Origin of the sequence: Prochlorococcus sp. RS04 (genome assembly GCF_001989455.1) — a bacterium.
Lineage (GTDB): Bacteria > Cyanobacteriota > Cyanobacteriia > PCC-6307 > Cyanobiaceae > Prochlorococcus_A.
Map to the genome: position 1 here is coordinate 205,649 of NZ_CP018346.1, position 19,370 is coordinate 225,018.

At 31.1% G+C, this 19,370-nt stretch carries 20 protein-coding genes; 10 read left to right on the plus strand and 10 right to left on the minus strand.

The genetic code is table 11. The features are described from left to right. Positions 1 to 68 precede the first annotated feature (68 nt). A complete protein-coding gene (aroB, locus tag BS621_RS01265) occupies positions 69 to 1,160 on the plus strand; it encodes a 3-dehydroquinate synthase (RefSeq protein ID WP_077141533.1) in 1,092 nt (363 codons plus the stop codon). Here aroB and BS621_RS01270 read toward each other — a convergent pair. Continuing rightward, positions 1,157 to 2,347, minus strand: coding sequence for an SAM-dependent methyltransferase (locus tag BS621_RS01270; RefSeq protein WP_077141534.1), 1,191 nt, complete (start codon positions 2,345 to 2,347; stop codon positions 1,157 to 1,159). The genes aroB and BS621_RS01270 overlap by 4 nt on opposite strands. A gap of 31 nt (positions 2,348 to 2,378) precedes the next feature. Here BS621_RS01270 and BS621_RS01275 point away from each other — a divergent pair, with 31 nt between their 5' ends. Continuing rightward, positions 2,379 to 3,176, plus strand: coding sequence for a hypothetical protein (locus BS621_RS01275; protein WP_011818183.1), 798 nt, complete (start codon positions 2,379 to 2,381; stop codon positions 3,174 to 3,176). A 23-nt stretch (positions 3,177 to 3,199) separates the two neighbouring features. Here BS621_RS01275 and BS621_RS01280 read toward each other — a convergent pair whose 3' ends face one another. Further along, positions 3,200 to 3,973, minus strand: a complete 774-nt coding sequence (locus BS621_RS01280) for a TIGR04168 family protein (protein WP_237071837.1) — start codon at positions 3,971 to 3,973, stop codon at positions 3,200 to 3,202. A 118-nt stretch (positions 3,974 to 4,091) separates the two neighbouring features. Here BS621_RS01280 and nadA point away from each other — a divergent pair, with 118 nt between their 5' ends. Continuing rightward, positions 4,092 to 5,051 carry a quinolinate synthase NadA gene (gene nadA, locus BS621_RS01285; protein WP_077141536.1) on the plus strand — a complete coding sequence of 320 codons (960 nt, stop codon included), beginning with the start codon at positions 4,092 to 4,094 and terminating at the stop codon, positions 5,049 to 5,051. Here nadA and BS621_RS01290 read toward each other — a convergent pair. The 3 genes from BS621_RS01290 to BS621_RS01300 form a co-directional block, all read right to left on the minus strand. Then, a complete protein-coding gene (locus BS621_RS01290) occupies positions 5,048 to 6,382 on the minus strand; it encodes a S41 family peptidase (RefSeq protein WP_077141537.1) in 1,335 nt (444 codons plus the stop codon). The genes nadA and BS621_RS01290 overlap by 4 nt on opposite strands. A gap of 61 nt (positions 6,383 to 6,443) precedes the next feature. After that, the gene (gene ispG / locus BS621_RS01295) at positions 6,444 to 7,661 is read right to left on the minus strand and encodes a (E)-4-hydroxy-3-methylbut-2-enyl-diphosphate synthase (protein WP_025890605.1); all 1,218 of its coding nucleotides are present in this window, start codon (positions 7,659 to 7,661) and stop codon (positions 6,444 to 6,446) included. A 35-nt stretch (positions 7,662 to 7,696) separates the two neighbouring features. Beyond that, complete coding sequence (locus BS621_RS01300; protein WP_077141538.1) at positions 7,697 to 8,200, minus strand: uracil-DNA glycosylase; 504 nt, start codon at positions 8,198 to 8,200, stop codon at positions 7,697 to 7,699. A 161-nt stretch (positions 8,201 to 8,361) separates the two neighbouring features. Between BS621_RS01300 and BS621_RS01305 the strand changes: the two genes are divergently transcribed. Genes BS621_RS01305 through BS621_RS01325 form a run of 5 tightly spaced genes read left to right on the plus strand, consistent with a single transcriptional unit; the run spans position 8,362 to position 13,387 of the window. Next, positions 8,362 to 9,540 (plus strand): pyridoxal phosphate-dependent aminotransferase, encoded by a 1,179-nt coding sequence (locus tag BS621_RS01305; RefSeq protein ID WP_075450033.1) that lies wholly within the window; start codon positions 8,362 to 8,364, stop codon positions 9,538 to 9,540. 12 nt (positions 9,541 to 9,552) lie between these two features. Beyond that, entirely contained in the window at positions 9,553 to 10,446 is an 894-nt protein-coding gene (locus BS621_RS01310; protein ID WP_077141539.1) for a putative selenate ABC transporter substrate-binding protein, read from the plus strand. After that, positions 10,443 to 11,186, plus strand: coding sequence for an ATP-binding cassette domain-containing protein (locus BS621_RS01315; RefSeq protein WP_077141540.1), 744 nt, complete (start codon positions 10,443 to 10,445; stop codon positions 11,184 to 11,186). Before BS621_RS01310 ends, BS621_RS01315 begins: the two co-directional genes overlap by 4 nt. Positions 11,187 to 11,190: 4 nt before the next feature. Then, positions 11,191 to 12,693: a PhnE/PtxC family ABC transporter permease gene (locus BS621_RS01320; RefSeq protein ID WP_077141541.1), complete on the plus strand. Its 1,503-nt coding sequence runs from the start codon at positions 11,191 to 11,193 to the stop codon at positions 12,691 to 12,693. Positions 12,694 to 12,742: 49 nt separating this feature from the next. Then, the gene (locus BS621_RS01325) at positions 12,743 to 13,387 is read left to right on the plus strand and encodes a GDSL-type esterase/lipase family protein (protein ID WP_077141542.1); all 645 of its coding nucleotides are present in this window, start codon (positions 12,743 to 12,745) and stop codon (positions 13,385 to 13,387) included. A gap of 16 nt (positions 13,388 to 13,403) precedes the next feature. On the opposite strand, the gene BS621_RS01330 is transcribed toward BS621_RS01325, so the two are convergent. The 3 genes from BS621_RS01330 to BS621_RS01340 are packed head-to-tail and all read right to left on the minus strand — an operon-like array spanning position 13,404 to position 15,380. Then, entirely contained in the window at positions 13,404 to 14,147 is a 744-nt protein-coding gene (locus BS621_RS01330) for a TIGR00297 family protein (protein ID WP_077141543.1), read from the minus strand. A 6-nt stretch (positions 14,148 to 14,153) separates the two neighbouring features. Next, positions 14,154 to 14,927: a 16S rRNA (uracil(1498)-N(3))-methyltransferase gene (locus BS621_RS01335; RefSeq protein WP_077141544.1), complete on the minus strand. Its 774-nt coding sequence runs from the start codon at positions 14,925 to 14,927 to the stop codon at positions 14,154 to 14,156. A 9-nt stretch (positions 14,928 to 14,936) separates the two neighbouring features. Further along, positions 14,937 to 15,380 (minus strand): DUF3531 family protein, encoded by a 444-nt coding sequence (locus tag BS621_RS01340; protein WP_077141545.1) that lies wholly within the window; start codon positions 15,378 to 15,380, stop codon positions 14,937 to 14,939. Between the two features lie 83 nt (positions 15,381 to 15,463). Here BS621_RS01340 and BS621_RS01345 point away from each other — a divergent pair, with 83 nt between their 5' ends. Both BS621_RS01345 and hslO read left to right on the plus strand, forming a co-directional pair. Further along, on the plus strand, positions 15,464 to 16,111 hold the full coding sequence (locus BS621_RS01345; RefSeq protein ID WP_077141546.1) for an ABC transporter ATP-binding protein: 648 nt from the start codon (positions 15,464 to 15,466) through the stop codon (positions 16,109 to 16,111). After that, positions 16,101 to 17,009, plus strand: a complete 909-nt coding sequence (gene hslO / locus BS621_RS01350; RefSeq protein ID WP_077141547.1) for an Hsp33 family molecular chaperone HslO — start codon at positions 16,101 to 16,103, stop codon at positions 17,007 to 17,009. The genes BS621_RS01345 and hslO overlap by 11 nt, the downstream gene beginning before the upstream one ends. On the opposite strand, the gene BS621_RS01355 is transcribed toward hslO, so the two are convergent. Both BS621_RS01355 and BS621_RS01360 read right to left on the minus strand, forming a co-directional pair. Further along, positions 17,004 to 17,678, minus strand: a complete 675-nt coding sequence (locus BS621_RS01355; protein WP_077141548.1) for a CPP1-like family protein — start codon at positions 17,676 to 17,678, stop codon at positions 17,004 to 17,006. The two genes, hslO and BS621_RS01355, sit on opposite strands and share 6 nt — an antisense overlap. Positions 17,679 to 17,729: 51 nt before the next feature. Further along, complete coding sequence (locus tag BS621_RS01360) at positions 17,730 to 19,367, minus strand: peptide chain release factor 3 (protein ID WP_025934975.1); 1,638 nt, start codon at positions 19,365 to 19,367, stop codon at positions 17,730 to 17,732. Between the last annotated feature and the right edge of the window lie 3 nt (positions 19,368 to 19,370).

Here is a 19,370-nt window from a genome sequence, read left to right on the forward strand (position 1 = left end):
CTTAGATTTTGCTAATATATAAAGTATTTAATACCAAATATTTATAAATTTTAACTAGGTAATCAATTGTGAATAAGAGAAAAATATTAGTCCCATTAGGTGATAAGTCATACGAAGTAACTCTAGAAGCAGGGATACTTAATAATATCAGCGAGGAACTCTTAAAAATTGGAATAACAAAGAAAAGAAAAATACTTGTGATTTCAAATGAAGAAATATCAAATTTGTATGGTGAAAAATTCTTAAATAATTTAAAAGATAATCAATTTCAGGCCAAAATGTTCCTTATCAAGGCTGGAGAATCATATAAAAACTTAAAAACCTTAAGTGAAATATATGATATTGCATTTGAATTTGGCTTAGATAGAAATTCAATAATTATTGCCCTTGGAGGAGGAATTGTTGGAGACGTAAGCGGTTTTGCAGCTGCTACTTGGCTAAGAGGTATCGAATATATTCAGATTCCAACAACATTACTATCAATGGTTGATTCATCTGTAGGAGGAAAAACAGGAGTAAATCATCCAAAAGGTAAGAATTTAATTGGAGCTTTCAATCAACCTAAAGCAGTTTTTATTGATCCAGAAACTTTAAAAAGTTTGCCCAAAAGAGAATTTAGTGCAGGAATGGCCGAAGTAATAAAATACGGAGTAATAAGAGATAAAGAACTTTTCGAATACTTAGAAATTGAAAAAAACAAAAATGAACTTATAAATCTCAAAAATGAATATCTAATTAAAATAATTAATAGTTCAATTAGAACAAAGTCTCATGTTGTTTCTCAAGACGAACATGAAAATGGTGTTAGAGCAATATTGAATTATGGTCATTCTTTTGGTCACGTTATTGAAAATTTATGTGGATACGGCAAATTTCTGCATGGTGAGGCAATATCAATTGGTATGAATATTGCGGGGAAAATAGCAATTGAAAAAGGGTTATGGTCTAAAGAAGAATTAGAGAGACAGCGAATTCTCTTAGAGAGTTATGATCTTCCTACCGAGATCCCCAAAATAAATAAAGAAGACGTTCTAACAATACTTATGGGCGATAAAAAAGTTCGTGATGGCAAAATGAGATTTATATTACCGAAAGAAATTGGTGCAGTGGACATATATGATGACGTAGAAGATTCATTATTTTTAAAGTTTTTTTCTTAACGCAAACAGGTTGAATATATATTCATTTCCTTCTCCTTAAACTTATTAAAAACAAACCACTTAAAATTACCTAGACATACAGGATCAACGAGTCTAAGTAATGCCTCTCTTCTTAAAAGAGCATTTGATAAATCCTCCTTAAATTCCTTCTGAATTCCATAAAGTCTCTCTGCCAATCCAAGTGCCAACAAAGCCTCTCCTTGTTTAGTTATTCCAAGAGTATTAAATCCAAGAGTCTCAGCATCATTAATTAAAGTTTCTATGCACACATGAGATGTTAAATCGCAATTCCCAGGAGAATCTAAGACATCATTCATCATTTTTTGATTTTCATAAGAAACTATCGTCCCATCAGAATTCTTAGAGTTATAGTATTTTTTGGCTTCTTTAGCGTAATCAATTATCAATAAAATACCATTATTGATTTTTCCATAAATAGCTTCTAACCATTTTGAATTATCTACATGCCATTCTGTCGTCCATCCTTCAAGAGCATCTTCAGGCGGAATAGTAATTCCCAACTCACTTTTAGCAAGTTCAATACTTTTTTCCAATTGACTTGTAATTGGCATTTCATCAAAAAATAATTTATGAGATTTTTTGTCTATAGAAACTGCTTGTCGTAGTAATTTTCCTTTTGAAAAGGTTATTCTTTCTACTGGCAAAGCATCTAAAACCTCATTTGCGAGAACTATTCCATTTATATTATTTTCCTCTACTTCTTCCAAACGTTTCCATAAAATATCAATACCTAAGTTTAAAAATTCCTCCAATTTGTTTTTTTGTTTTTCTACCATCCCTTCATTGGGTTCAATAATTACAAAAGAAATACCTTCTAAAAAATTCTTGCTGTTTTCTAAAAAGTATTTAATTAATCCACTCATAAAGCTTCCATCTCCAGCTCCAAATTCAGTTACAGATAATGTCGCATTAGATAAAAAACTACTTTTGAACTGAATCAACCAATCTTCTATTTGTTTGCCAGTCAAATAAGCAAAATCATCAGATAAAGATGGTGCTGTGACAAAATCTCCTCGAACGCCTAACTCAGCCTTGCCGCTGCCGTAATAACCATTAATAGGATCATTTAATGCAAAATTCATAAAATCATAAAAACTTATAGTCCCACCCATTTTTATTATTTTTTTTACTAACCAATCTGGATTATTCGCGGGTAAGCAATTCATCGGCGAAAATATAAAGAGACAAAACTTATTTATGCCTTCAAAGATTAACTATTTATTAGGAATATTTCTATCTATATTAGTTTTAATTTCACATAAACCTGTTTTTGCTATAAATAATCCAAATCTCTTACCAGAAGAAAAAACACCAGTAATTGATTTAGCTAAAACATTAAGCCCTAATCAGAAAAAATCTTTAGAGGAAAAGCTCAACAATCTAGAAATTGAAAGTGGGTGGAAAATTAAATATTTATCTCAGTTTGAAAGTTCTCCTGGTAGTGCAATAAAGGACTATTGGGATTTAGATGAGACAAGTTTGTTGATAGTTGCGGATCCTAGAGGGGGGAATTTGCTGAACTTTAACGTAGGAGAGGCTTATTTTAATTTTATGCCAAGGTTATTTTGGGTTGAACTTCAAACAAGATTTGGCAACCAATACTATGTTAAAGATCATGGTGAGGATGGTGCAGTATTAGATGCAATTGATTCAGTAAAGATTTGCCTCGAAAGAGGAGGATGCCAAGTTGTCCCTGGTCTACCCAAAGAGCAATATATATGGACTTTATGTACATCGATTCTTGGAGGTTTAGTAGCAGGTTTCGCATCTGCCCCAAGAAAAGAAGGTCAAGTCATATCAATTGGATTTTTAGCTCTTCTTTCTCCTTTATGGGGAATGTTATTTGGAATTTTTGGTTTGGCACCGATAATATCCAGAACAAATGATTTATTACCTTTATTTAAAAATGGTTTAGCTTTTACAGCCGCAGGAATTGCGGGTTATATCTTATCTCAAACATTATTTTCAAGATATGAAAAGCCCAAAAATACTTAAAATATGATCAGAAATATTTAAACCTAAAAAAATTTATCTTCTTCACAAATTTCACCAGACTCTGAATACCATCGATGAGAAACATGCCTTAATTCCTTATCTTCAAATTCAATCCATGAAAAGTTAATTAGCAATTTCCCATCTTCATCAGTTTTATATCTTGGTACTACAGCAGTGTTGAAATAAATTGTTCCTTTGCTATCAATTTTAAACATCTCTCTTAAACCAAGATTTCTTTTAAGCCGGTTGTGCATATGACCAAAAATTACAACATCAACTTTTCTTCTCTTTTGTATTTGAGAAATAGCAGCAGACAAATCTCTATCTCCCCAATCTAAAGAGGGTAATTTCCAGTCTTTCCCACAAATGCTTTTAGGCTCTGAACCTAAACCCGAAGGACCAGCATGAGACATAATTATTAGAGGTATTTCTTCAACAGTCTCTTCTGAACATTTGATAATTTTATTTATTGAATCTTGTTCTGTTATAGGTCCATAAACGCCTTTAACTTCTTTTGAAAGATAATAGCCGCCGCCAGAACTACATGGTCTAGCAGACAATAAATTTATTTGATTATTAAAAACTTTCAAATCCCATGCACAATATTTTTGACCAAGAACACGTATCTGCTTTAAGAGAGTTTCACCTGTAGAATCTCTCCCTCTATCATGATTTCCTAAAATCACAAAAGTAGGAATTTTGATCTCATTGATTTTTTTAATTATTTTGACACTTCCATCAGAAATATCACCAACAAATAAAACAATATTTGGTTTGATAATCGATAAAACTTTCAAGTCTAATTCAGACCATTGACCATGACAGTCACCAACAATAGCAATTTTTAAATTTGTCAGAATTTTTTCTGTTTAAAGGCATATAATCTATTTAGAGATATTCTAAATCCTGACCAGTATAACTTCTACTGCAAAACAGAAATCAGTTCAAAACGAAGAGGATTTGATTTCTGAAATAAAGGAGCGTTGCGAAAAAGCTAATGCAATTATTCTTGCGCACTATTATCAAGCTCCAGAGATTCAGGAAATTGCAGATTTTATTGGCGATTCATTAGATCTATCTAGGAAAGCTGCAAATAATGACGCAGATATAATAATTTTTTGCGGTGTGCACTTTATGGCCGAAACCGCAAAAATACTTAGCCCTAATAAAACAGTCCTATTACCAGATATTGACGCAGGATGCTCATTAGCAGACGATTGTCCTTCAGATAAATTTCAAAAATTCAGGGAAGAAAATCCAGATCACTATGTCGTAAGTTATATAAATTGTACTGCAGAAGTAAAAGCTCAAAGTGATCTGATATGTACAAGCAGTAATGCAGTCTCATTAATTAAAAAGATACCTGAAGATAAAAAGATAATATTTGCGCCAGATCAGAACCTTGGGAGGTGGGTACAGAAAAATTCAGGAAGAGATCTTAAATTATGGCCTGGCAGCTGCATTGTTCATGAATCATTTAGTGAAGAAGCACTTCTAAAATTAAAATATCAAAATCCAGGATCAAAAGTAATTGCTCATCCTGAATGTAGTCAAAATTTACTAATTCTCTCAGACTTTATTGGATCAACAAGTAAGCTGCTTGATTTCGTAAGTAAAGATCCATCTAAAACTTATATGGTACTAACTGAACCTGGAATAATCCATCAAATGAAAAAGAAAGAACCTAATAAAATTTTTATTGAAGTCCCAGATGTAGAAGGTTGTAAATGTAACGAGTGTCCATATATGAAATTAAATACTTTAGAAAAAATTCTTGATTGTTTGAAAAATAATTCCCCGTCTATCGAACTAGACCCAGAAATAATAAAAAGAGCTTATGTGCCAATAAAGAGAATGCTGGATATGAGTAATTAATTTAATGAAAATACTTTATCTTCCTTATTAATTTTTAGGAATGCATTAAGATTTGTAGTGTCAGGATTAAATTCACTTATCTGATTCTTTCTATTAATTATATTTATTAGCTCTTTTTCACCAGCTCTATATTGTTTATCTTTTCTCGTTCCTATCTCTCTTTGGAGTATAGGGTTTATATTCATTTTTACTTCTATGTCTGGAATAATTCCAGATTTGTTTATATCAGTGCCGTTCGGAGTTAAATACTTAGCAACTGTAACAGTTAGACCTGAACCATCAACTAATGTTCTCATAGATTGAACTAGACCTTTACCAAATGTTTTTTTCCCAACTAATTTTCCTCTTTTGTTGTCCTTTATTGCACCAGAGACTATTTCACTAGCACTAGCAGAACCCTCATTAACCAACACAACTAAGGGCTTTTTTGTTAAAGCTTGACCGTTTCCTTTTTTTGTTTCTTTTAAACCATCTTTACTTACAGTGCTTACTATTACTCCTTTGTTAATGAAGTGCCTTGAGATATCAATGCTTGATTCTAATAAACCTCCAGGATTACTTCTCAAGTCAAGAACATATCCTGCGACTTTTTTTGTTTCTAAATCCTTAATAGCATCTCTAGTCTCTTTTGATGCATTTGCATTAAATTGTTTAATCCTTACATAGCCAATTGATAAGCCGTTTTTGGTTTGATTGACTTTACTTGATACAGATTTTATTTCAATTTTTTCTCTTGATAAAATCTTAAAAAAGGAATTAGAACCTCTAAGAATTTCAAGCTTTACTTTAGTACCTCTTTGTCCTCTTATTAATTTCACGGCCTCCTCAATATTCATACCTTCAGTAGAAATATCATCTATGGATAATATTTTATCTCTAGCTTTAATTCCAGCATCAAAGGCAGGGGTGCCCTCTATGGGAGAAATAATTATTAAATCATCAGATTCTTTATCTTTAACTATTTGGATACCAACTCCAGTTAATTCACCAGAGGTATCGATTCTCATTTGATTAAATTCCTTAGGTTCTAAAAATCTTGTATAAGAATCATCTAAGTTAGAAAGCATATCTCTAATCGCATCATATGCTTCATTGCTATCTGAATATGTTTTTGATAAAACTTCTTTTCTTAGATTAATCCAATTGGACTTTTGAAATTTGCCGCTTGAATCAAGAAAATCTCTATATACAATTTGCCAAACATGATCAATTACTTCTTTATAACTATTATTTAAAACTGTTGCCTCTGCAAAATTATTTAAGAATAGTCCAGAAAAGGATGTCGCAAACAGAAATATAAATTTTTTTTTAAGCAATTTTCTTATTTTCAAATAATTCGATATTTTTTATTATAAAAAGAATTTATTTATAATTCAAAATTTTGACAAATCCTTAAGGATCAATCCACTTCCCATCATCCTTAATAAGTTGGATTAATGCATTAACCCCCTCATCTTCAGGTACTCTTTTTATCTCTTCTTTCCTTCTATATAAGGCAATAGTTCCTTTACCTTTTCCAACATAACCATAATCAGCATCTGCCATTTCTCCTGGCCCATTAACAATACATCCCATTATTGCTATATCTAGACCCGTTAAATGTGAGGTGGCGTTCCTAACTTTATCTACAACTTCTTCTAGATTGAAAAGTGTTCTACCACAACTAGGGCAACTGATATATTCAACCATTGTTTTTCTTAATCCTAAAGATTGCAAAATTGAATAGCACACTGGTATTTCCTTTTCTGGAGCTTCTGTTAAGGAAACCCTGATGGTATCTCCTAATCCCTCTGCTAAAAGCGTTCCAATTCCAGCAGTACTTTTAATCCTTCCATAATCACCATCACCAGCTTCGGTCACTCCCAAATGTAAGGGATAGTTATATCCTTCTGAGTCAAGCCTGTCTGCAATCATTCTGTAAGCTGCCATCATGACAGGAGCCCTAGAAGCTTTCATAGAAATAATAATGTTATGAAAATCAAGCTCATCACATATTTTGACGAACTCCATCGCAGATTCTGTCATTCCTAATGGCGTATCTCCATAAGTAAAAAGCATCCTCTCAGATAGAGACCCATGATTAACTCCAATCCTTAGAGCTTTGTTTTCAGCCTTTAAAACTTCAACTAAAGGGGTAAATCTTTTAAGTATTGTTTGCTTAATAGTTTCAAATTCCTCATCTGTATATTCAGTTCTTGTAGGGTCTGATTTTTCAAAAACAAACAATCCAGGATTAATTCTTACTTTATCAACATGTTTTGCAACTTCCATTGCAATTTTCATACCATTATGGTGAACATCAGCCACCAAGGGGGTGTTGATATTATTTTCTAATAATTTTGCCTTTATATCTCCTACTGCTTTGGCATGTGCTAAGGAAGGAACAGTTAACCTTACTATTTCACAACCCACATCATGAAGTCTTTTGATAGCTAAGTAAGCATTTTCGACATCCATTGTATCTTCATTTATCATCGACTGAACTCTTACTGGATAATCACTTCCAATAGCTACATCGCCCACCATTACTGTTCTAGTTATCCTTCTCTCAATATGAGTTGAATATCTTTTGGAGAGACTATTAACCTCTTTTGATTGAGTTAATGACATTAAAATTCTTGATATTCAAAAAGGATTTCACTAAATTATACGGCATATAGTTTACCACTTACATTCTCTAGGTCTTTCAAAGTTAGATAGTAAGGTTTATTGATTTCTTTTGAAGGAAATCTCAACAAATAAGATGGATGAAAAATTACCATAATTTCTCTCCCATCTTTTTTAATCCATTGACCTCTTAAATTACTTATAGGATCTTTAACTTCTAAAATAGCTTTCATAGCAGTAGAACCAGTAAGTAATATAAATTTTGGGTCGACTAACTTTATTTGCTGTAATAACCAAGGTTTATGAATATTAATTTCTCTAGCAGTGGGTTTTCTATTATTTGGTGGACGACATTTAATTACATTACAAAAATAAACATCCTTCTTATAATCAATTCCAGCTTGTATTAATAATTCGTTTAATAACTTACCAGATTTACCTACATAAGGTTTTCCTTCTAAATCTTCCTGTGCTCCAGGTGCCTCACCAATTACTAACAAATCTGCAAATACACTTCCTCTCCCAATTACTAATCTTTTCACCGAAGATAAAACTTTAAATATTTTTATCTTAAGAACTCAAAACATGAAAATAAAATAGATTAAGAAAATGAACTAAATTAAACCATAGTGTGATAGTTTTATTTATTCTTAATTTATGCATTTGTCATTATTAAAAGTCATATTTGAAAAGTCATAAGTCAATGAGTCAAGTTAATTTATCTGATCGGGCACTTGCAATTGAGCCTTCTCTTACATTGCAGATAAGTGCTAAAGCAAATCAATTATCTGCAGAAGGAGTAGATATTTGCAATTTAAGTGCAGGTGAACCTGATTTTGATGCCCCAAAAGAAGTTATAGAGGCTACAAGTAAAGCTATATTTGATGGATTTACAAAATACGGACCCGCAGCGGGGAATTTAGATCTCCGAAAAGCAATTGCAAATAAACTTCAAATTCAAAACGATTTAAATTATGAATTTGAAAATGTAATGGTCACAAATGGTGCTAAGCAAGCAATATATAATCTTTTCCAAGTCTTGTTAAATATTGGAGACGAAGTTATTATTCCTTCTCCATATTGGTTAAGTTATCCCCAGATGGTTAGATTGGCGGGTGGGAAGCCAATTTTTACAAATTCTTCTGCAGAAGATGGATTCAAAATAAATATAGAAGATTTGAAGTCTAAAATCTCTTCAAAAACTAAATTTATAATTATCAATTCTCCCAATAACCCTACTGGAAGAGTTATGTCAAAGGAAGAATTATTACAAATTGCCGATTTAGCTAGAGAAAATCCAAATATCAATATTCTTTCTGATGAGATTTACGAACTAATCCTTAAAAAAGAATTTAAACACTACAGTTTATCTTCATTAGCAAATGACTTAAAAGATAGAATTTTTATAATAAATGGGTTTGCGAAAGGATGGGCTATGACTGGCTGGAGGATAGGTTATTTAGTAGGTCCCAAAGATGTAATCAAAGCATCCTCAGCATTACAAAGTCAAAGTACAAGTAATGTTTGCTCTTTTGTTCAAAAAGGTGCTTTAGAGGCTTTAAAAATTAATAATGAGTATTTTTCAATGATAAATAGCCATTATGATCAAAGACGAAGACTTCTCTATGAGGGCCTTAATAATATAAATGGGATTTATATTGAAGAACCTAACGGAGCATTTTACACATTTCCAAAATTACCCAACTCCTCAATTACTTCTGTTGATTTCTGCAATAAAGCTCTTCAAGATTACGGATTAGTTGTTGTACCTGGAAAAGCTTTTGGAGCTGATCAATGTATAAGAATATCTTGTGCAGCTTCAGAGATTAAAATAAAAGATGGACTAAAGAGGTTTGAAAAGGCAATCTCTGAATACTATTAAATTAACTAAGTTATGTTTAATTTAAAGAGTTTCCTAGTAAGTGCATCTCTATTATTTTCTGTTTCTTCATCACCTGTATTTTCAAATCCCAAAGTTTTAAAAGTTGGAGCAATACCTGATCAAAACCAAGATGTTTTGGACAAAAGATTTAATTTATTTTCAAAAGAATTATCCAAACAACTTGATGTAGAAGTTAAATACATTCCTGTTATTAATTATGTTGCAGCAGTAACTGGATTTAGAACTAAAGATTTAGATTTAGTTTGGTTTGGAGGTTTATCAGGAGTTCAAGCAAGATTACAAACACCTAATTCAATTGTCATAGCTCAAAGAGATATCGATAAGGAATTTAAAAGTGTTTTTATAGTAAATAAAAATTTAGAACTTAACTCAATTTCAAACATTAAAGGACTTAAAAAACTTAAGAATTTAAGATTTACTTTTGGCTCTGAAAACTCAACTTCTGGAAGATTAATGCCAGAATATTTTTTAAATCAAGCAGGGGTAGAAATTAAACATTTTAAAGGAAAAAAAGCAGGTTTTAGTGGGAGTCATGATGCCACTTTAGCTTTAGTTAATAGTGGGGCATTTGATGCTGGAGCTTTAAATAAACTGGTTTGGGAAAACAATCTTAAAAATAATCCCAAAAGAACAAGTAATTCAGAATTATTCTGGATCACACCAGAATATGTTGACTATCATTGGGTAGCTCAAGGTGATCTTGAAAATAGATTCGGGGAAGGGTTTACAAAAGAACTTACATCAGTAATTCTAAATTTAGATACAAAGCAAAAATCACATAAACAGATATTAGATATGTTCAATGCAAAAAGATTTATAAAGGCAGAATCAAAACAATATAAAAATATAGAGGAAATCGGGAGGAAATTAAATAAAATTAGATGAATAATAATACTGTCTTAGAATTAGAAAATATTTCTTATAAATACAAAAATGATCTGATTCTTAATAAAGTAAATCTAAAAATAAATTCTGGGGAAAAAATTGCACTTTTAGGTAAAAGCGGTTCAGGAAAAACTACACTTATATCAATACTTAATGGCACTATCAAGCCAACTCAAGGTGAGGTTAAATTATTCAATAAAAGTTTCGAGGAATTAGATAGAAAGCAGAAAAGTAAAATAACAACTATATGGCAAGATTTAAGATTAATAGAAGATCTCTCTGCAGAACAAAATGTTAATTGTGGACTACTAGCGGAAAACAATTTTTATTTCGCTTTTAAAAATTTACTAAATATAAGTTCTTTTAAGAAGGCGCATAAATATATGAAATTATGTAGACTTCATACCTCTATTTACGATAAAAAAATCAGAAAACTATCTGGGGGGCAAAAACAAAGGGTGGCTATAGCTAGATCATTAATTCAAGAATCAAATATATTACTTGCAGATGAGCCTTTTAATAATCTAGATCCCAAATTGATAACAACAATTAAAAACCTTCTGCTAGAAAATGTAGATAAAAATAATACAAAAAAATCCCCAAAGACAGTATTAGTTGCATTACATAGATTAGATTTACTGAACGATTTCGATAAAGTTATTGGAATAAGGGATGGTAAAATTTTTTTCAATATCAAAAGAAATAACTTAAAGAAGATTCATTTAGAGGAAATATTTTAATTAGTTGAACAAATTAAAATTAAACTATACCTCATTATCTTTTCTTCCAATTTTGGTATGCATACCTCTAGGGTATCAATTAATAAACAATATTCATTTTGGAGGATTTAAATTATTCCAAGATTTCTTAATTTCTGCATTTAATCCCAAGATCGATAATGAAATTATTATTACCGTAATTAAGCGATTAAATGAAACTATTTTAATTGGTTTTTTTAGTTGGTTAGTAAGTATTATTTTTGGAGCAATTTTTGGAATAATTTCCTCAAATATTTTTTATAAAATCTTTAATATTCCAAATTTTTTCTACCGCATTATAAGGTTTTTTCTAACAATAATTAGATCTATACACGAAGTGGTTTGGGGAATACTATTAATGCAAATATATGGAATAAATTTTTCGATAGGAATAATAGCTATATGTATACCTTATATTGCTGTAAATTCAAAAGTTTTTGCTGAACAATTAGAAACTATTGACTACAAAAGTTTTGAATCTATAAATCAAATAAATGCACCTAAATTTTCTTCTTTACTAACTTTAATATGGAATCCAATAATAAATACATTTAAAAACTTTGGTTTATATCGATTAGAGTGTTCAATAAGAAGTACTGTGATTCTAGGACTTTTTGGGATTGGAGGAATAGGTACCAGTATTTTTTTATCTTTCCAAACTTTAAATTTTAGAGAGTTATGGACTTATTTATGGTCCTTAGCAATTTTGATAATTCTTTCTGGATTAATATTCAAAAAAATAAAATTTAATACTACAAATAAAATCCTATCTATTTTTTTTATTGCAGTTTTTTTCATAACAATTTTATTTTCTTTTTCATATTTTCTTTATTTTATTTTTAATAATAATTTTAAAAATTTTAATTCCATTAATTCTCTAATTAAATCAAGCTCAGAATTAGGATTATTTGATTTCTTAAAACTTATATTGGAAACAATAATTTTAAGTCTTTTATCAACATCAATCGCAATTAGTTTACCTCCATTGGTAATAGGAATTTTTAACAACAATACTTCTAAAATTCTTATCAAAACTTTTGCATTTTTATTACGTTTAATACCTACACCTGTAATACTTCTAATTCTATTAACTTTTAATAATCCTTCTTTATCTTTAGCCGCTTTAACATTAGGTCTACACAACGCTGGCATTACAAGCAAATTACTTTTTACAAATCTAGAAAGCCAAGACAGGAAAAATTACATTGCGATGAAATCTCTAGGAATTTCAAAAAAGACTAGTTGGCTTTTAGGTTTATTTTCTCAACAAGCAAAAAGTTACTTAGCATATTGCGCTTATAGATCTGACATTATTATTAGAGAAACTGCAATTGTCGGAGTTATCGGAAGTGTTGGTCTAGGTTGGCAATTGCAAGAATCACTAAGTTCCTTCGCATGGCAAGAAGTTACCATAGTTTTAATAGCTTATAGCTCCATCGCAATAGTTGGCGAATTAATAAATGGTAAAATCAAAAATAGTTTAACTTGATTTGTAAGAATAATTTGTTGAATCAAGTAATTATTTTTTTCCGGTTATAGTGTTTAGTTTACCAAAACAGCTAGTTGTAATTGGAGATAGTTCAGTTTATGGATGGGGAGATAATGAAGGTGGCGGATGGTGTGAGAGGCTTAGAAAAGATTGGTGCAACAGCCAAAATGGTCCAGTAATTTATCAACTTGGCGTAAGGGGAGATGGGATAGAAAAAGTTTCATCTAGATGGGAGAAAGAATGGTCATCTAGAGGAGAAACGAGAAGAAATAAACCTAAAGCAATTCTGCTTAATGTTGGTCTTAACGACACTGCAGCAATTGGTCAGAAAAATGGAAGACATCAATTAGATATAGATGGATTTGAATATGGATTAGAGAGACTTATTAATGAAATGAACTCTCAAACAAATGTCTTTGTTATTGGTCTGACACCTGTTGATGAAAGCAAAATGCCGTTCGCAGGATGTCTATGGTACTCAAATGATTTTTGTAATTCTTATGAAAGGAGAATGGAGGAAGTATGCCTCAATCAGAATGTCCCATTTCTGCCTACTTTTAGAGAAATGTACTCTGATAAAAGAAGTAAAAATTGGATTACGCATGATGGAATTCATCTCAATTCCGAAGGTCATTTCTGGCTTTTCCAAAGACTGAAGAGCTGGGAGATTCTTACAAAATGGAAGGAATCCTAGAACTTTCCAAATATTTTTAATTTAAAAAATATGAATATAAAAAAAGAGCAAAGATAGCAAAAACAGAAGCAATACTTGTCTGAATAGCATTTACTAATTCATTACTTAATTTATATTTATTTTGAAATTTAGCACCAATAATACTCTCAGAAAGTGTGGCCAAGAATCCAGAAATCATAACAACTATAAAATGATATCTTGTAGAAATAATTGATAGACGAAGCATTATAAAAGCCATAATTATTGATCCCAAAACGCTAGATAATGTTCCTTCTATACTTATTCCACCTTCAGTACCTCTCTCAACCTTTTTAAATGAAGTAATTAAATATGTGTCTTCACCAAATCTTTTTCCAATTTCGCTACCAAAAGTATCCGCCAACTTCGCAGCAAAACTTGCAGCAAAACCTACTTTAAAGAACACTACGTTGGCAGCGTTAAATTTGGTCATAATGGCAAGAAATAATCCTGTAGCTGCAGAGCCCCATACATTCTCAGGGCCTCTTCTCCCACCTCTTTTTTCAGCTATTCCTTGTTCTTTTTTAAATTTAAAACCTATTTTGGTAACGAGAGATCCAAATAATAAATAAATTACGACTGACATCCATCCCTGCCAAGACAAACATCCCCACAAAATTGTGCCTAAAATTCCTGCACTTATCCAACCACTTTTCGTCATCAAAGGAATCTTGCAAAATATATAAATCAAAATAAAATTAATGCAAAAACCTATAAAAAATTGATTTCTAATTAAATCCATATTTATCTAATCCCTTAATTCTAAATCAGTTCTCCACTGATTTAGAATTGATGATGCGTTAATACTAGCCGTTGAAGTTCTTAAGATAGTGTCAGAAAGTTTAACAAAGGTAATATTTTTTCTATTAAAAAAATCAATTTCTTTAGAGGACCAACCTCCTTCAGGACCAATTACATTCCAAAAGATGCCTCCTTTTTTACTTCCAAATTCTTGTTGTTTTCTTAACCATTGATTTAAGTCATATAGTGTTTCTTCTCTAGTTATAGAAATTGAAACTCTTTCTTGATTATCTCTACTTTTTAGCCATTCAATAATATCCATTCCATTTAAAATAGATGGTTTCCATAATCTCTCACTTTGCTCAACTGCTTCTTTGATAATTAAATTCCATCTCAAAAGTTTTCTTGAAAAATTTAAATTTTTGTTCACCTGTCTTTCTGAAAATAATGGCTGTATAAAATCAATTCCTATTTCAGTACACATTTTTAAAATATCCTCAAACCCACTTTTTGGTATAACAACAGCTATGCCTAATAAGAAAATTTCTTTTTCTTGAAATAAGTAAGGTTTTTTTAATTGAATTATTTCCAAACAATCATTTTTAACTTTTATTGCTTTCCATAATGAACCCTCCCCGTTACCTATAAATATTTCTTTACCATTTTTTATCCTCATTACTTTATTTAAATAATGAGCCTCTTCTTTAGAAAGTTCTAAGTTTTTGTTCTTTATATTTTTAATTCTCTCATGGCAAATAATTAATCTTGTTAAGTCTTCCATCTAAAACACTTAATCTTTAAAAACTAAATCTTCATGTTCTTCAATTGCCCAATCATTATTTTCACCCCCAATAATTAACTCTTCAATTTTTACATAATTATTTGATATCTCATTCAAAGAATTAATTAATATATCTATTGAAATGGAGTCTGAAGTTCCAAAATCAACCCAACATCTTCCCCACAGGTTTTGATATTCCATAATTCCTAAATTATGCATTAAGGCTGGAAGAGATGAATTTTTTTGTTCATTATCGTAGGACATCCAACTTAGATCGGAACCCTCTTCATGAGTTTGCAAATTTTCAGAATTAAATCCACCTAACCTTCCTAAAACGTACCAACTATCAAAAACACCATCTAAATAATTTTTTTCATCTTGAGTTGGTGATTCTGAAAACCTGACCCATATCCAACAATTAAAAGGATCAACTTCCCTAAAAATAATATTCATATTGACTAATATCTTTTTAGATCTAAAGCTATTATAAGTAAGTTATTAGTATATTCAAATTCATACCTATAACTTAATTAATAATGCTTGATTTAAAAGAAATATCTTATCAACCCCAAACTGGTGAAAAAAAGATAATAGACAATTTAAATTTAAAAGTTCATGAAAATGAAATCATTTTAATTTGCGGCAATAGTGGTTCTGGGAAAACAACACTACTCGAAATAATAAGCGGATTAATAAATCCACAAAAAGGAAAAATTACATGGAAGAATAAAATTTTATCTTCTAGACAAAGAAGATGGTTTTGTGGAGTAGTATTCCAATTTCCTGAAAGATACTTTATTGGTACAACCATTGGGAAAGAATTAAAAATAGGCCATAAATCTTTAAGAGAAAAAAATATAGAAATAGTTTTAAATAAAGTTGGTTTGAAAAGAATTAATCTGACCCAACCACCAGAACAACTAAGTGGCGGACAACAAAGGCGATTAGCTGTAGCAGTTCAACTACTTAGAAACCCCTCAATTCTTTTACTTGATGAACCAACTGCTGGATTAGATTATTCAATGAGAAATGATGTAAAGAGTTTAATTCTTGAATTAAAAAATAAAAATACAATTATTATTGTTACTCATGAACCTGCCTTATTTGAGGGGATTCCCTCTAGGATATTATTCTTGAAAAAAGGGAAAATCAAAAATTTTATGAAAGAAAATCATGCAGGATAGGATAGTTCGGGCTACTGCAGCAAATGGAGGAATAAGATTAGTTGCGGTCTTAACAACAGAATCTTCTTTAGAAGCAAAAAAAAGACACGGTCTTTCTTATTTAACCACCTGTATCTTAGGCAGAGCATTTAGTGCTTCACTACTTTTGGCAAGCTCGATGAAGATAATGCATGGGAGAGTTACTTTAAGAGTTAGATCTGACGGACCTTTAAATGGATTACTAGTTGATGCAGGTAGAGACGGAAAAGTTAGGGGTTATGTAGGGAATCCTAATTTAGAATTAGACCTAGTCAAAAAAGGTAATAATAAATATTCTTTTGATTTTACAAAAGCATTAGGTAGAGGATATTTAAATGTAATTAGAGATAGTGGATTTGGAGAACCCTTTACAAGCACTGTTGAATTAGTAAATGGAAATATTGCTGAAGACTTAGCTTCATATTTATATCATTCAGAGCAAACTCCCTCTGCTGTATTTATTGGAGAAAAAATCCAGAATAAAAGTGTTATTTGTAGTGGTGGCTTATTAGCTCAAGTTCTACCTAAAAAAGATACTGACCCACTACTAATCTCACTACTTGAAGAAAGATGTAAAGAAATTAATTCTTTCAGCGAAGACCTATTTAAGTCAAAAGATAATCTTCTCTCGTTAATTAGAAATATATTTCCCGATATTGACGATAAATCAATCTCTGAAAAAGCTCGTTCCCAAGAAGTGAGTTTTAAATGCAAGTGTTCCAAACAAAGAAGTTTAAATGCGATGAAAATGCTTGATAAGAAAGAGTTAGAGGACATCCTCAAGAAAGATGGCAAAGCAGAGTTGGTTTGTGAATTTTGTAAAAATAAATATCTTATAAATTATGAAGAAATTAAATCTATGATAGAAAATCAATCATAAAAAAATTACGCCTAGCCACAAAATAACCATTGCCGGAATACTTTGAATTTTTTGTATTGATAAAGAGTTGTTTGATACTTCCTGAATGAAAGAATTATTTTCAAGCAATCCACCAAATATTAATCCTATCGAGAGAAAGGTAACACTCCATCCCAGAGAACCTATAAATCTTTTCCCCGATTTAATTTGAGTATAGGTAAGTATTAATGTTGAGATAGAGAGTAAAAGTCTATTATTAGAGTCAGGACTGATAAATAACAAAATTAAAAATAATAACCCAACAGATATTTTTATTGAAAGATTATCAAATGAAGGGGTAGTTATTTTTGGCAGACTATACTGACTTGAATTGTTAGAGTTATTATTTAAATTTTTTATCTTAGAAAGAAGTGGGAAATTATTATTGGTAAATTGATTAAGTTGTTTTTCTTTTTTTGAGGCACTTACAGCTTCATAGCTTACATTTCCTGATTGCCTGGCTTTCAAACTCCCCATGAGTAATTGATCAAAGGAAGATTCTATTTTCGCTTTTAAAATTAAATCTTCACCAGCCTCTTTAACTTTAATATCTCTAGCCTTCTGAATATCCTCAAAAGCAGCACCTTCTTTTACACCTAAAATTTCATAAGGTGATTTTTCGTTATTATTTTTATTACTGTTTGAATCCAAAATTTTTTACTAATACTAACAGATTAACTAATTTTATAATCCATTAAGACTTTATAAAACAATTGGTTCGACTCCACTAACAACAGGCGCAACTTTGTTTAAATTTAATTGATTATTGTCTTCAACAAACTGATTTAGATTCCACTCATTTTTGAAAAGAATAACTGGCCTATTCCAACAATCTTTAACTATTTTACAGTTGAATATTCTGCCTAGTTTTTCAATGGCTGGCCATCCATCAGAAATCCATCTAGCCAATTGATATGGCATTGCTTCAAGATTTGCATCTACACCATATTCACTTTTTAATCTGTGAGTTACTACTTCCAACTGCAATTGACCAACTGCTGCGAGTATAGGGTCTCTTTTACTCTCATCAAAGTCATAAAGAATCTGAACAGCACCTTCTTCTCGAAGTTCATTAACTCCCTTTCTAAAGTTTTTAAATGCTGAGGGATTTGGATTTCTTAGCCAGCTGAATATTTCAGGACTAAAGGATGGTATGCCCTCATATTCCAGATGAGCACCCGTATAAAGAGTATCTCCAATAGAAAACATCCCTGGATTATTTAAACCAATAACATCTCCAGGATAGGCATCATCAACTACTTCTCTATCCTGCCCAAATATTTTTTGAGGTCTTGATAATCTAATTGTCTTCCCAGTTCTGGAATGTTTAACTGACATGTCCTTTTCAAATTTGCCACTACAAACTCTTATAAAAGCAACCCTATCTCTGTGCTTTGGATCCATATTTGCCTGAAGCTTAAAAACAAACCCACTAAATTCATCGCTTGCAGGTTCAATATCCCCTTTATTACTATTTCTTGAAGTTGGTTTTTGTGCCATTTTTAAAAAACTATCTAAAAATGGCCTTACGCCAAAATTAGTCATGGCAGATCCAAAAAAAACTGGGGTTAAAGAGCCATTAAAAACTTTTTCTTTTTCAAATTTAGATCCTGCCTCATCAAGAACCTCCAATTCTTCAAGTGAGTTTTCAAGTAAATCTCTCTCTACATATTTTGATAGCTCTTTATCTTCAAGACTTAATCTTTTCTCATTCGATTGTTTCCCTCTCACTGCTTTATCAAATAAAATCACCTCTCTTGAAAATCTATCAATAACCCCTCTAAATTCCTCGCCACTCCCAATTGGCCAGTTTATGGGTAGGGTGTTTAATCCAAGTTCTGATTCAATTTCATCAAGTAAAGAAAATGGCTCTCTTCCTGGTCTATCCATTTTATTTATGAAAGTAAATATTGGTATTTTTCGCATCTTGCAAACTTCAAACAATTTTCTAGTTTGAGGTTCTAGTCCTTTAGCAGCATCTTCCAACATAACTGCATTATCAGCAGCAGCTAATGTTCTATAAGTATCTTCGGAGAAATCTTGGTGACCCGGTGTATCTAATAGATTAATTACTGATCTTTCATATTCAAATTGCAATACAGTTGATGTAATAGAAATACCTCTTTGTTTCTCAAGTTCCATCCAGTCTGAGGTGGCTTTTCTCTGATTACCCCTAGCTTTTACTGCTCCTGCCTGTTGAATGGCACCTCCATACAAAAGAAGCTTCTCGGTAAGAGTCGTTTTCCCAGCATCAGGATGTGAAATAATAGCAAAATTTCTTCTTTTATTTACCGCGTCCAGTATTTCTTTATTATTTAGAATTTTAGTACCTAAGCTCATTTA